We start from the raw sequence: 13,295 nt of genomic DNA on the forward strand, positions 1-13,295 counted from the left end.
AGTGCGCATCTTGACTCGCACAATGCGCAGCCGTACGGTCTGGCCACCTTACCGGGGAGGCTGCTGTGAACGACCTCGAAACTCCTGTGCACGACGTCGGGACCCCCGTCTACGACCTCAAGATCGTCAACGCCACGATCGTCGACGGCACCGGCGCGGATCGGTTCGCCGGCGACATCGGGATCCGGGACGGACTGATCGTCGCGGTGCGCCGGCACGCCGGCCCCGATCCGGCCCTGGACGGCGCCGCGACCGAGACGATCGACGCGGCCGGCCGGCTGGTCACGCCGGGCTTCGTGGACATCCACACCCACTACGACGGCCAGGCCACCTGGGACGAGGTGCTCGACCCGTCCACCTCGCACGGGGTGACCACGGTGGTCTCCGGGAACTGCGGGGTCGGCTTCGCCCCGGTGCGGCCGGGTCGCGAGGACTGGCTGATCCGGTTGATGGAGGGCGTCGAGGACATCCCCGGCACCGCGCTGGCCGAGGGCATGACGTGGGGCTGGGAGACGTTCCCCGAATACCTGGACGTGCTGGAGCGGCGCACCTTCGCCGCCGACATCGGCGTCCAGGTCGCGCACGGCGCGGTCCGGGCGTATGCGATGGGCGAGCGGGGCGCGCGCAACGAGCCGGCCACGGCCGAGGACATCGCGGCGATGGCGGCGATCGTCACCGAGGCGATCGAGGCCGGCGCGCTGGGCTTTTCCACCTCGCGCACCGTCGCGCACAAGGCGATGGGCGGCGAGCCGGTGCCGGGCACGTTTGCCACGGAGGACGAACTCTTCGGCCTGGGCCGGGCGATGGCCGCGGGCGGGCGGGCCGTGTTCGAACTGGCGCCGACCGGCTCGTCCGGCGAGGACATCGTCAAGCCCGCCTCCGAGGTGGCCTGGATGCGCCGACTCGCCGCCGAGATCGGCATGCCGGTGTCGTTCGCGCTGCTCCAGGTGAACGCGGCGCCGCGGTTGTGGCGCGAACTGATGGCCGAGTCGCAGGCGGCGAACGAGGCGGGCGCGCAACTGCATCCACAGATCGCGGGGCGTCCGTTCGGGATGCTGACCGGGTTCGGCACCCGCAACGCGTTCAGCAAACGACCGACCTTCCGTGCGCTGGACGACCGGCGCCTGGCGGGCGAGCTGGACGACGCGGCGTTCGCGGCCGAGTTGGCCCGGCCCGAGGTCAAGGCGGCGATCCTGGCCGAGCCGGACCTGCCCAGCGATCCGAACATCCCCGGCGACTCGGTCAACCTGGCGATGCAGTACATGCTGGACCGGATGTATCCGATGGACCCGGTCCCGGACTACGAGCCGCTGCCGGACCGGACCGTGGTCGCGATCGCGCGGGCCCGCGGCGAGGAGCCGTTGGCGACGCTGTACGACCTGCAACTGGCCGACGACGCGCGGACCACGCTGATGGTGCCGATGTTCAACTACTCCGACGGCGACCACGAGGCGATCCGGGAGATGCTGACCCACCCGGCGAGCGTGTTCGGCCTGGCCGACGGCGGCGCGCACTGCTCGATGATCTGCGACGCGTCCCAGCCCACGTTCCTGCTCACCCACTGGGCCCGCGACCGCACTCGCGGCGAGCGGCTGCCGCTGGAGTTCCTGATCCGCAAGCAGACGATGGACACCGCCGCGCTGTACGGCCTGACCGACCGGGGCGTGATCGCCGAGGGCAAACGCGCCGACCTGAACGTGATCGACCCGGACACCCTCACCCTGCACCGCCCCCGCATGGTCCACGACCTCCCGGCCGGCGGCGGCCGCATGCTCCAACAGGCCACCGGCTACACAGCCACGATCGTCGCCGGCGAAATAACCCGCCGCAACGGCCAAGACACCGGCGCCCGCCCGGGCCGCCTGATCCGCGGCGCCCGCTGACCCACACCCGGCGGGCCACCGTGTGGAACACGCGAACGACGGTGCGGATCACCGACCCGCACCGTCGTTTCGACCGCTACCGCGCGCGCAACCCTGCCACGAGCGATGCCCATGCCCCCGTGTCGAGGGGAGCCACCGGCGAAGCCGCGAGCTTGCTGTCGCGTACGCCCATCGCCCGGTCGCCGAAGGTGGCCACCTCGACGCAGTTCTCCTCCTCGGTGTAGGAGGACTTCCGCCACTTCACAGGTTGGTCTCGATCGCCGTGCATGCTTCCCGCCTTTTCCTGTAGATCAACTCGAGCGAGGCAGCCGGATCGAGCGCCGGAAGACGCCTGGCGCGCTCCAGGCGCAGACGTTGGCGCGGAACGACGTGATGGGCCGACGGGCCGGCCCGAGCGCGGCCTGCGTCCGTAGCCGGAGGCGGCGGGCCCGGCGGGCCTTCGCGGACGCCGCGCCCGCGCCGCTACTCCGCGCCCAGTTCCATGGCCGCGTCGACCTCCGCCTTGCGGGTGGCGAGGTCGGCGGCGGCTCGGGCCGCGTCGTATTGGTCGGCGATTTCCTCGTCCTGGCGCATCAGGGCCAGGAGGTCGGACTTGGCGTGGTCCAGGACGCCCATGGACTCGTAGGCGGAGCGGACGCCGTCGCCCCACAGGCCGATGTCGCGGACCACCGGCACGATGCGGCTGAACAGGTGCGAGCGGTAGAGGTGGAACATCTCCGACGACTCGACGCATTCCATACACTCGTCGACCGGCATGTCCAGCGTCTCGAACACCTCGCGGCCGGTGAAGCGGTCCCGCATCAGCAGGCTGCCCTCGATCACGAACTCCTCGCGCTCGGCCCGCTCGCGGTCGGTCAGTTCGCGGTAGTAGTCCTTGAGCGCGAGCCGGCCGAACGCCACGTGCCGGGCCTCGTCCTGCATCACGTAGGCGAGCAGGTGCTTGACCAGCGGCGCGGTGGCCAGGTCCCGGTACAGGCCGAAGGCCGCGAGCGCGAGGCCCTCGATCAGTACCTGCATGCCGAGGTAGGGCAGGTCCCAGCGGCTGTCCTCCAGCGACTCGGCCAGCAGCTTGGCCAGGTCCTGGTTGACCGGGTAGTACATGCCGATCTTCTCGTGCACGAACCGGGTGAACAGCTCCACGTGCCGCGCCTCGTCCATGGTCTGCGTCGCGGCGTAGAACTTGGAGTCCATGTCCGGCACCGACTGCACGATCCGGGCGGAGACGGTCAGCGCCCCCTGCTCGCCGTGCAGGAACTGGCTGAACAGCCAGGAGCCCTGGTGCCGGTCGACCTCGTCGCGGTCGCGCTGCGACATCCGGCCCCACAGGTCGGAGCCGTGCAGCGGGTTGAACTCGTCGGGCAGGCCGGCCACGTTGATCGGGTCGATCTCCAGGTCCCAGTCGATCCGGTCCCGGGCGTCCCACTGCTTGTCCTTGCCTTTTTGGTACAGCGCGAGCAGCCGCTCCCGACCCCCGTCGTATTCCCAGGAGAAGCGGGCGGACCCGGCCATCGGCACATTCCAGGTGTCGGCGGACACCGGGGTGGAGTAGAGCGGGAACGACGTCACGACAGTCCCTTCGTGGTCGGACCGGTGGTCGGGTCCACGGTCAGATCAACCCCTCGGCCGCCAGGGGGTTCCTGGTCAGGGCCCGCTCGACGCCCAGCCACATCGCGCCCGCCATCTCCATGATCTTGGGCTGGCCCATCAGGTGTTGGCTGATCGTGGTGAGGTCGCGCGTGTGGCGCTCGATCGGGCAACCACGGTAGATCGAGGCGCTGCCGACCACGTCGGACAACACGCCGGCGGCGTCGCGGCAGGTCCGGATGGTGTGCATGTAGCCGCCGACCAGGGCCGCGCGCAGCCGCAACGACGGTTCGGTGCCCTGCTCCAGCGCCGACCACAGCTCGCCCAGCACGTCGTACAGGTGGCTGCGCGCCGCGCCCACCATGGCGTGCGCCTGGGCGACGCCGGTCCGGACCCGGGGGTCCTCCCGGGCCGGACGCATCTCGGGCACCGCGATCTTGTCGGCCAGCAGGTCCTCGGCCGCTTCGAGGGCCGCCCGGGCGATGCCGAGCGGCACCCCGGGGAGGTTGGCGAAGAACATGCCAGGCCAGGCGTACAGGACCCCCTCGCGGCGGCGTTCGCGCAGGTCGCGGAAGCGGAAGGTCTGCTCGGCCGGGACGAGGACGTCGTCGATCCGGTAGTCGTGGCTGCCGCTGCCCGCCAGGCCGGTGGTGTGCCAGGTGTCCAGGATCTCGAACTGCTCGGCGCGCAGCAGGGCGACTCGGGCCTCGGGCCGGCCGTCGTCGGTGTGCGCGGGGGCGCCGTCCTCGTACACGATCGCACCGCCGATGATCACGTCGGCGTGGGTGCAGCCGCTGCCGAACTGCCAGCGGCCGGTCAGCCGATAGCCGCCGTCGACGCGGTGGAGCCGACCGGCCGGCACGATCCAGCCCGCGGTGATCGAGTCCAGGTCGGGGTACAGCTTGCGGCCCACGGCGTCGTCCAGCGCGGAGCTGTAGTAGCCGCCGTCGGAGCCGATCATGGCGCACCATCCGGCCGCCCCGTCGGCCGCGGACAACTCCTCCACGATCCGGGTCTGGGTGCGGATGTCCACCTCGGGCCCGCCCCACGCCCGGGGCATCGCCATGCGGAACACCCCGGTCGAGCGCAGCGCGTCGACGGCCCGCGGGGTGAGCCGGCGCCCCCGCTCGTTCGCGTCGGCCTCCTCGCGCAACACCGGGGCCACGGCCCGGGCGTTGGCCAGGATCGTGGCACCGTCGACGGGCCCGCCGTCGCTGGGGCCGCCGTCGACGGTGCCGCCGTCGAGCCCGGTCGGGTCGGTCGTGCGGGACATGATCGATCCCCCTTCAGTCTCAGGCCGGAGTCGCTTCGATCACCCGGAAGTCGAAGCGGGGGAGTGTGGTGATCCGGGTCGTCGCGAAGCCCGCGGTGTGCAACAGGCGCCGAAACTCCTCCTCGGTACGCTCGCGACCACCGGTGGCGACCAGCATGTGCAGGTCCAGCAGGAGCGCGGCGGCCTCGGACAGGCTGCCGGGGGTGACCGTCTCGGGCAGCGCGCGCTCCAGCAGGAAGACCCGGCCCGCCGGGGGGATCACCGCGCGGATGTTGCGCAGGATGAGGCCGGCTTCCTTGTCGTCCCAGTCGTGCAGGACCTGCTTGAGGAGATAGGCGTCGCAGCCCGAGGGCACCGCGTCGAAGAAGTCACCGCTCACCACCCGCGCCCGGGCCGACACCCCGGCGGCGGCGAGCGTGTCGGCGGTGGCGGCCAGACCGGTGGGCACGTCGAACACCACACCCTCGACCTCGGGATGGGCCCGCAACACGTGCGCGACGAGGGTGCCGTCGCCGCCGCCGAGATCGACCACGGTACGAAACCGCCCCAGGTCCGCGGCGGCGATCGCCTCGGGCGCCACGTCGCGGGTGTGCTCGGCCATGGCCAGGTTGAACGTCTCGGCGGCGTCGGGATGGGCCGCGTAGTACTCGGTCCACCCCATGCCGTGGGCCAGCTCCCACGGCGGCTCGCCGGTACGCACGCCGGCGACCAACTCGCCCCAGCTGCGCCAGACTTCGGGGCCGCACATCATCCGCATCAGCCCGCGGATCGAGTCCGGCGCGTCGGTGCGCAGCGGTTGCCCCAGCTCGGCCAGCTCGAAGCGGTCCGGGCCGACCGGGGCCAGCACCCCCATTCCGGCCAGGGCCAGCAGCAGGCGGTGCAGGGACGGGCCGTGCGCGCCGATCCGTTCGGCCAACTCGGCGCTGCTCCGCGGCCCCCCGGCGAGCAGGTCGGGGATGCCCAACTCGGCCGCCGCGTAGACCGTCTTGCCGGCCAGCACCTGCACGATCATCGCGGTGAGCCGGGCCGAGGGCGGCGGTTTCCGCCCGCCTTCGCGCACGGCGTCAGCCGCCGAGCGCATCGGTCGGGCACAACGTCGATTCGGCCACGTCGGCGGCGATTCTCTTCATGGTGACCTTCCGATGGAAATAGTGGTAGCTCCGGGAGACCGCATAATCGACGTGTTCTTTCCGGTCGGTCATGAAGTAGGTGACGTAGTCGCAGATGGTCTTGTCACCCAGGAGATGCAGGGGCGTGTGACGCACCGGAATCGTCCCGAAGTCCACGAACATGGGCAGGATTTCGTGCCGAATCAGCCCGGCGACGTAGTCGAAGCCTTTGGCATGGGAAAGCAGCGCGCAGTTGCGCATGATGATGCCGAGCAGGAGGTCGCCCTTGAAGGACTGTTCTATCGCGACATTGTTGACCTCGATGATCCGCCGGCCCGCGGCTCCCGGTATCACCTCGTGATAGATCGAGTCGGGCGCCGCCGGGGTCAATCTGAAGATGGCCGCCATGCGGCCGTCGAAGGTGACCTTGTAGCAACTCGACGTCACTCCGGGAAGGAATTTATCGCGATAGATGCCGAGCGGCTTGAGCGCCTTCTCCAGGAATTCGCGGTATTCTTCGCGTTCCTGGGTCTCGGTGATCATGCACGTCTGGTACTTCCGGACCTCGGCCAGGACGGATTCGTCCTTCGGCGCGGCCACGAACGCCACCGGTGAGGCCGCCATCGCATGGTCGGTGGGAATGCCGTCGTCGTCGGGCCGTCGCTCTTCCCGTATGCTCCTCATCCCGTCGAATCCTCGACCCTAGGACGCGAGGGGAGTGGTCAGCACATCGTCGAACATCCGACTGTAGTAGTGGATCGTCATCCTCCTTCCCTGGATGACGTCGGCCATGTCGGAATCCTTCACCAACAACTCGTTCACCGCGCGCTTCACGTCTTCGATGTGTTTGGCGTCGAATCCGCCGTGGCTCTTGATGAATGTCACCTGATTACGTTCGAGGCCGTACCGGTCCCGGAGCACCTGTGCCATGGCCTTGCCCAGTTCCGCGCCGAGGCCCTCGGTCAGACTGGCCACGCCGAGGATGCCCACGGGGTTGCCGTACGTCGCCATGTAGTAGTTCTGCGAGACCAGTCCCCAGGACCCGGGTTTCGGCGGCACGGCGAGCACCTGCGCCACGTCCTCGCCGAGGTTCCGCAGGTCGTTCATACAGAATTGGTCATGATTGTTCTCTTCCTGGACCTGCTCGAAGAACCAGTCGCGCAAGCCCCGGTAGTCGTCGCCGAGCCGCGCGCCGGCCAGCGACAACATCCGCGAGGTGTGTCGCACCATGTGGTACGTCTCGCGCAGGTAGCTCACGTAATGCTCGCGTTTCATCCCGCCACCGAGCACGAGCTCGATCAGCCCGTTCTTTTCGATCGAGGCCTTGTAGTCCTCTTCCGTCGCGGCGAGCAGGTCGTCGAAGTTGCTCATGATCGGTGCTCCATTCGTTCCGGCGTGCTGACGGACGGTGGTGGCGACAATCCGGTCGAGGTGGGTTTCGACCGCGGTGCGAGAGCGATGACGAAAGGCGGAACCGGGAGCGGGAAGGAAAAACGGGAACGGGAACGGGAACTAACGGGTCTTCGTCGGCGGCTTCGGGAAGGGGAGCAGCCGGTAGGTGCCGATTGCCCGGGCCAGGATCCGGCCCTCCGTATCGGTCAGCCTCGCCTCCAGAAAGGCCGAGCTGTTGCCCCGCGAGGTGATCCGTCCCGTACCCAGGATTCGGCCCACGGAAATCGGTTTCACGAAGTCGGTGGACATGGAGACGGTAACCGGCATGAACTCCGCGTCGGTGACACCGACGATGGCCGAACCCATGCACTCGTCGAGCATGGCGACAATGAATCCGCCGTGCACGTTGCCGGCCGGATTGGTGAACTCGGGCAGTGCGGTGAAGGAAAGGTGGATCGAATCCGATTTCTTGTCGAGTTCGAGCAGCGTCCAGTCGACGAGAGCGGCCACCTGCGGCAGATCCCCCAGGCGGTCGAAAACGGTCTCTTCGACGTTCGTATTCGGCACCGGCGATTCTTCTTTCCTCGATTTTGCCGGACATTTCGCGGCTCGACTCGAGCGGCTCGCCCCTGCGTCCGACCCATGAACATTCGGCCGCGCTTGTCAGCATGGTGAGGTCGGAGGGCGAATGTCAACCACTCCGGCAAGATCATGCGAGAGGGACGGGCGATTAGCACCCGACCGGGTGAAGGCAAAATGGACCGACGGCCAAGATCGCGAATGGAGATCAAATATCGGCCGCCGGTCCATCGAATCGTGGACCTTCGATCCGGCCGATTCCCGTGTGTCCGCGCCCGGCATACGGGCGCCGGCGTACGACTCCCGACCCCGAACGCCACTCGGCCGCCCCGCACGATGCGGGACGGCCGAGGAAGCGCGTTCGCGCCGCGATGGCGCGGGATCGAACGGGTCGGGGTTCAGGCGGCCTTGTCGTCGCCGAACAGGCCACCGCCGAAGGACTTCAGCAGGCCGTTCAGGTCGATCGTCTCACCGGCCGGGGGCGCCTTGGGCGAGACGCCGCCGGAGAGCTTGGAGTACTTGAGGTCGACGGTCACCTCATTGGTGCCGTCGCCCTTGTCGTCGGCGGTCACCCGCACCGGGAACGGTGTGCCGTTGGCCGCCACGTAGATCGTGGTGACCGCGCCGTCCGCGTCCTTCTCGATCAGCGGGATCGTCTTGACCCCGTTGATGTCGGTGATCGGACCCTTGGTCAGCTTCGGCTTGTCGGTCGGGTCGGACGAGTCGGAATCCGAGTCGGAGTCCGAGCCGAACAGCGAACCCGAGCCCGGCTTCGAGCCGAAGAGGTTGTCGAGCGAGGGAGTACCGCCGCCCTTGAGCAGGTCCTGCCCGAACTTGCTCGCGTCGGTGTCGCCGAACTTGACATATTTGCCCTCGACGAGCTTGGCGGCCTCGGTGAACATCGTGTCGAATTGGCCCCCCAGGTCCTTGTCGCCGCGGGAGGAGGAATCCGACTTGCCGGACGGGGAGGCCGCCTCGGCCCGCTTGCCCAGGTCGACGAGGGTCTGGATGGTGCCGGGCGCGAGCCGGACGTAGAACGCCTTGTCGACCGCGATCAGGTCGAGCGCCTTGCCCTGGATGGTCACCTTGCCCTCGGCCCGGTTCTCGGTACCGATGCGCAGGTCCACGCCGACCGGCGCGTCGTAGATCTTGCCGGTTCCTTCGATGTGCAGGTTCGTGAGGTCCTTGTAGCCGTTCTCGGCCTGCTTGGACAGCGCTTCCACGCTCAGGCCCTCGTTCGAGGGGCCCTTCGGATCGAGGGCGTTGCCGCCGGCGGCAACGGACTCGAAGGGGTCCCCCGAGGACGACTCGCCGCAACCGGCGGCGAGCAGGACCAGCGGAACGGTCAGGGCCGCGGCGGATATCCGGATCGGACGCACAGTTGAACTCCCGGTCGAGGAACGATCGATGGCATCACGAAGGACGCTTACCCGCATGGTAGGCAGCCTTGTCCACTCGATTGCGCCACGGGTGGCGGGTGGGGGCCGAACGGCGCGGGCCACACCCCTCCCCTGCGGGAGTCGCCGACCCCGCGACGCGACAATGGGGGCATGGACGCCGAGCACAGCAATAGAGGAGAACGACGTCCGTGGCTCGTCGGTGTGTCGGGAGCCTCGGGTACGCCGTACGCCGGCGCGGTGCTGCGCGCGCTGCTCGACGCCGGGGAGGCCGTGGACCTCGTGGTCAGCCGGGCCGCCCGGCTGACCCTGCTCGACGAGACCGGCATCGCGTTCCGGGACGCGCACTGGCGCGACGACCTCACCGCGTGGACCAAGCTCGACGAGGCCGCGCTCGACCGGGTCCGCTACTGGTCGGCCGGCGACCTGGGCGCGGGACCGGCGAGCGGTTCCTACCCCGCCAAGGGCATGGTCGTGGTCCCGGCCAGCACCGCCTCGGTCGCGGGCATCGCCATCGGCCTGTCCAAGGACCTGCTCCAGCGCGCCGCCGACGTCACGCTCAAGGAGCGCCGTCCGCTCGTGGTGGTGCCGCGCGAGACCCCGCTGACCGGGACCACGCTGCGCCACCTGGTCCGCCTCGACGACGCCGGCGCGGTGATCCTGCCGGCCTCGCCGGCCTTCTACGCGGGTGCGCAGGATGTACAGCGCCTGGTCGACTTCGTCGCCGGCAAGGTGCTGGACGTGCTCGGCGTCCACCACGACCTGTACCGGCGCTGGGACGGCGAACTCGGCGGCGCCCGACGCGAGGCGACCGAATGAGCCCGACCCCACAACCACAGCCCTTCCGACAACCACAGCCCTCCTCACAACCAAAAAGGCCCCCGTGAGAACGGGAGCCTTGGCGGGTCGTGCCGGATCTGCCGAGGTGATCAGCGACCGGTCTTGCGGCGGCCGACCAGACGCTTCACACGCTTGAGCGTGCTCGACGGCTGGGCGGCTCGTGAGCGTTCCGCGATCTCATGCAGTTCCTGCATGTGGGCGCGGGCCATCTCCAGGGTGTACACGGTGTCGTCTCCCAACGAATCGTCATCAGAGGCTTGTGGCTTCCGATGCCTTTGATTCTAAGGGTTAGAATCGAAACCGTCCAATGAATTACAGGCATGACTGGGGTTTGTGCCTGCGTCATGTTGTAGTCCCCTGGCGGACCCCCGGTGGACACCATCGAATACCTGGAGGAAACGGACATGGATGCCGTCGACCGCAAGCTGATCCAGGCGCTGCGCGGCAACGGACGGGCCTCGTACGCCGAACTGGGCCGACTGGTGGGCCTGTCCGGACCGAGCGTCACCGATCGCATCAACCGCCTCGAACAGGCGGGCGTGATCACCGGCTACCGCGCCTCGGTCGACCCGGTCTCGCTCGGCCTGGGCGTGACCGCGCTGATCGGGATCCAACTCTCCGACGCGGCCGACCACGACGACGTCAGCCGCCGACTGCGCGACCTGGACGAGATCGAGGACTGCTGGTTCATCGCCGGCGACGACTCCTTCATGCTCAAGGTCCGGGTCTCGGACATGGAGGGCCTGGAGAACGTGGTCCGGCGCCTGTCCGGCACGCGCGGCGTGGCCCGTACCCGAACCACCGTGGTGCTCTCCACCAAATGGGAGTACCGCGCGGCCGAACTGCCCGAACCCACCGAATAGCCGCACCCCGACCGGCATCCGAGTGGTCGTCGACGCGCCCTCGTAGGGTGGCGGACATGACGAATCCGGTGACACTCGAAGACCTCCGGGCCGCACGGAAGCGCATCGCGGGCACGGCCGTACGCACCCCCCTGCTGCCGTCCCTGCACGGCGACGCCGACCGGCCGCTGTGGCTCAAGCCGGAGAGCCTGCAGCCGATCGGCGCGTTCAAGATCCGCGGCGCGTACAACGCGATCGCGGCGCTGACCGACGCCGAACGCTCGCGCGGGGTCGTCGCACACTCCAGCGGCAACCACGCGCAGGCGGTGGCCTACGCGGCCCGCCTGTTCGGCGCCAAGGCGGTGATCGTGATGCCGGACACCACCCCGCAGGTCAAGATCGACGCCACCCACGCGCTGGGCGCCGACGTGGTGATCGTCACCCCGGAGCGGCGCGACACCGCCGCCGGGGAGCTGGCCGAGGAGCACGGCTACGCGTTCGTACCGCCCTACGACGACGCGCGGATCATCGCCGGCCAGGGCACCACCGGCCTGGAGATCACCGAGGACCTGCCCACCGTCGACACCGTGCTCGTCCCGGTCAGCGGCGGCGGCCTGATCTCCGGCATCGCCGCCGCGGTCAAGCTGACCAGCCCGCACACCAAGGTGATCGGCGTCGAGCCCGAACTGGCCGCCGACGCCGCCGAGTCCTTCCGTACCGGTGTGCGCACCACGTGGTCCACCACGCAGACCTACCGCACCATCGCCGACGGCCTGCGCACCACGTCCGTGGGCGTGCTGCCGTTCGTGCACATCCAGGCGTACGTGGACGACATCGTCACCGTCACCGAGGACCAGATCCGTGAGGCGATGCGCTTCCTGGGCCTGCGCGCCCGCCTGGTCGCCGAACCCGCCGGCGCGGTGGCCACCGCGGCGTACCTCTTCCGCAAGGACGCGCTCCCGGCCGGACGCGAACACGTCGCCGTGGTCAGCGGCGGCAACGTCGACCCCGCGCTCTACGCCGAGGTGATGGCCTGAGCGGGCGCGTCCCGCGCCGGGCGTAACCTCGTACAAGCCGCGCAGCGGCGGACAAGAAGACCAAGAGGGAGTACTCACGCATGGACGCGGGCCTGCGCAGGGAGATCGAGGACAAGGTTTTCGCCGGGGAGCGCCTGAGCCGTGAGGACGGCATCGCGCTCTACGCGAGCGACGACCTGGCGTGGCTCGGCGGGCTCGCGCACCACGTGCGGACGGTGAAGAACGCCGACAAGGTGCACTTCAACGTCAACCGCCACCTCAACATGACCAACGTGTGCAACGCGTCGTGCGCCTACTGCTCGTTCCAGCGCAAGCCGGGCGAGAAGGACGCGTACACGATGCGCATCGAGGAGGCCGTGCGGCTCGCGAAGGAGATGGAGCCGGACGGGATCACCGAGCTGCACATCGTCAACGGCCTGCACCCGACCCTGCCGTGGCGCTACTACCCGAGGTCGCTCAGCGCGCTCAAGGAGGTGCTGCCGAACGTCGCGCTCAAGGCGTTCACCGCGACCGAGATCCACTGGTTCGAAAAGATCTCCGGCCTGTCCGCCTCGGACATCCTCGACGAGCTGATGGACGCGGGCCTGGAGTCGCTGACCGGCGGCGGCGCGGAGATCTTCGACTGGGAGGTCCGGCAGCACATCGTCGACCACGACACCCACTGGGAAGACTGGTCGCGGATCCACCGGCTCGCCCACTCGAAGGGCCTCAAGACCCCCTGCACGATGCTCTACGGCCACATCGAGGAGCCGAGGCACCGGGTCGACCACGTGATCCGGCTGCGCGAACTCCAGGACGAGACCGGCGGGTTCCAGGTCTTCATCCCGCTGCGCTACCAGCACGACTTCCACGACAGCAAGGACGGCATCGTCCGCAACCGGCTCCAGGCCCGGACCACGATGGCCACCGGCGCCGAGGCGCTGAAGGTGTTCGCGGTCTCCCGGCTGATGTTCGACAACGTCCCGCACGTGAAGTGCTTCTGGGTGATGCACGGCCTGGCCACCGCGCAACTCGCGCTCAACCACGGCGCGGACGACCTCGACGGCTCGGTGGTGGAGTACAAGATCACCCACGACGCCGACGACTTCGGCACGCCGAACAAGATGACCCGCGACGACCTGCTCGAACTGATCCGGGACGCGGGCTTTCGTCCGGTGGAGCGCAACACGCGCTACGAGACGCTGCGCGAGTACGAGGGCCCGGACCCGGCCCGGCGCGACACGCCGCAGCCGATGAAGCTCTGAGCCGACGCGGTCGAGGACGATCGGCGACGGGGGAGCGGGGCGATGCGGGACGGTGCGCGCGGACCCGGCGGCATCCGCGCGCGGGTTCGGCCCCGTCGCCGAGGCGGTTCGACGA

Annotated in this window: 14 protein-coding genes; 5 read left to right on the forward strand and 9 right to left on the reverse strand. The window is 69.2% G+C overall.

Annotation, left to right across the window (positions count from 1 at the left end; translation table 11 throughout):
- Positions 1-65 precede the first annotated feature (65 nt).
- Positions 66-1,883 carry an amidohydrolase family protein gene (locus tag ACH4XV_RS27375; RefSeq protein ID WP_395794210.1) on the forward strand — a complete coding sequence of 606 codons (1,818 nt, stop codon included), beginning with the start codon at positions 66-68 and terminating at the stop codon, positions 1,881-1,883.
- A gap of 76 nt (positions 1,884-1,959) precedes the next feature.
- On the opposite strand, the gene ACH4XV_RS27380 is transcribed toward ACH4XV_RS27375, so the two are convergent.
- The 8 genes from ACH4XV_RS27380 to ACH4XV_RS27415 all read right to left on the reverse strand — a co-directional run bounded on the left by ACH4XV_RS27380 (position 1,960) and on the right by ACH4XV_RS27415 (position 9,199).
- Positions 1,960-2,151, reverse strand: coding sequence for a DUF397 domain-containing protein (locus ACH4XV_RS27380; protein WP_395794212.1), 192 nt, complete (start codon positions 2,149-2,151; stop codon positions 1,960-1,962).
- A 194-nt stretch (positions 2,152-2,345) separates the two neighbouring features.
- Complete coding sequence (locus tag ACH4XV_RS27385; RefSeq protein ID WP_395794214.1) at positions 2,346-3,449, reverse strand: ferritin-like domain-containing protein; 1,104 nt, start codon at positions 3,447-3,449, stop codon at positions 2,346-2,348.
- Between the two features lie 40 nt (positions 3,450-3,489).
- Positions 3,490-4,740, reverse strand: a complete 1,251-nt coding sequence (locus tag ACH4XV_RS27390; protein WP_395794216.1) for an acyl-CoA dehydrogenase family protein — start codon at positions 4,738-4,740, stop codon at positions 3,490-3,492.
- 19 nt (positions 4,741-4,759) lie between these two features.
- Positions 4,760-5,752 (reverse strand): methyltransferase, encoded by a 993-nt coding sequence (locus ACH4XV_RS27395; protein WP_395794218.1) that lies wholly within the window; start codon positions 5,750-5,752, stop codon positions 4,760-4,762.
- 52 nt (positions 5,753-5,804) lie between these two features.
- A complete protein-coding gene (locus ACH4XV_RS27400; protein WP_395794220.1) occupies positions 5,805-6,533 on the reverse strand; it encodes a hypothetical protein in 729 nt (242 codons plus the stop codon).
- Positions 6,534-6,551: 18 nt separating this feature from the next.
- Complete coding sequence (locus ACH4XV_RS27405) at positions 6,552-7,220, reverse strand: iron-containing redox enzyme family protein (protein ID WP_395794221.1); 669 nt, start codon at positions 7,218-7,220, stop codon at positions 6,552-6,554.
- Positions 7,221-7,361: 141 nt separating this feature from the next.
- Positions 7,362-7,808, reverse strand: coding sequence for a PaaI family thioesterase (locus tag ACH4XV_RS27410; protein WP_395794223.1), 447 nt, complete (start codon positions 7,806-7,808; stop codon positions 7,362-7,364).
- Positions 7,809-8,218: 410 nt separating this feature from the next.
- Positions 8,219-9,199 carry a hypothetical protein gene (locus ACH4XV_RS27415; RefSeq protein ID WP_395794225.1) on the reverse strand — a complete coding sequence of 327 codons (981 nt, stop codon included), beginning with the start codon at positions 9,197-9,199 and terminating at the stop codon, positions 8,219-8,221.
- A 171-nt stretch (positions 9,200-9,370) separates the two neighbouring features.
- Between ACH4XV_RS27415 and ACH4XV_RS27420 the strand changes: the two genes are divergently transcribed.
- Entirely contained in the window at positions 9,371-10,036 is a 666-nt protein-coding gene (locus tag ACH4XV_RS27420) for a UbiX family flavin prenyltransferase (protein WP_395794227.1), read from the forward strand.
- Between the two features lie 110 nt (positions 10,037-10,146).
- Here the strand turns inward: ACH4XV_RS27420 and ACH4XV_RS27425 are convergent, their stop codons facing one another.
- Positions 10,147-10,296, reverse strand: coding sequence for a hypothetical protein (locus tag ACH4XV_RS27425; RefSeq protein WP_395794229.1), 150 nt, complete (start codon positions 10,294-10,296; stop codon positions 10,147-10,149).
- A gap of 165 nt (positions 10,297-10,461) precedes the next feature.
- Between ACH4XV_RS27425 and ACH4XV_RS27430 the strand changes: the two genes are divergently transcribed.
- The 3 genes from ACH4XV_RS27430 to mqnE all read left to right on the forward strand — a co-directional run bounded on the left by ACH4XV_RS27430 (position 10,462) and on the right by mqnE (position 13,180).
- Positions 10,462-10,920, forward strand: a complete 459-nt coding sequence (locus tag ACH4XV_RS27430; protein ID WP_026219445.1) for an Lrp/AsnC family transcriptional regulator — start codon at positions 10,462-10,464, stop codon at positions 10,918-10,920.
- Positions 10,921-10,976: 56 nt separating this feature from the next.
- On the forward strand, positions 10,977-11,936 hold the full coding sequence (locus ACH4XV_RS27435; RefSeq protein ID WP_395794230.1) for a threonine/serine dehydratase: 960 nt from the start codon (positions 10,977-10,979) through the stop codon (positions 11,934-11,936).
- An 80-nt stretch (positions 11,937-12,016) separates the two neighbouring features.
- On the forward strand, positions 12,017-13,180 hold the full coding sequence (mqnE, locus tag ACH4XV_RS27440; protein ID WP_379999536.1) for an aminofutalosine synthase MqnE: 1,164 nt from the start codon (positions 12,017-12,019) through the stop codon (positions 13,178-13,180).
- The last annotated feature ends 115 nt before the right edge of the window (positions 13,181-13,295 follow it).

Origin of the sequence: Embleya sp. NPDC020630, assembly GCF_044334985.1 — a bacterium.
Taxonomy (GTDB): domain Bacteria; phylum Actinomycetota; class Actinomycetes; order Streptomycetales; family Streptomycetaceae; genus Embleya.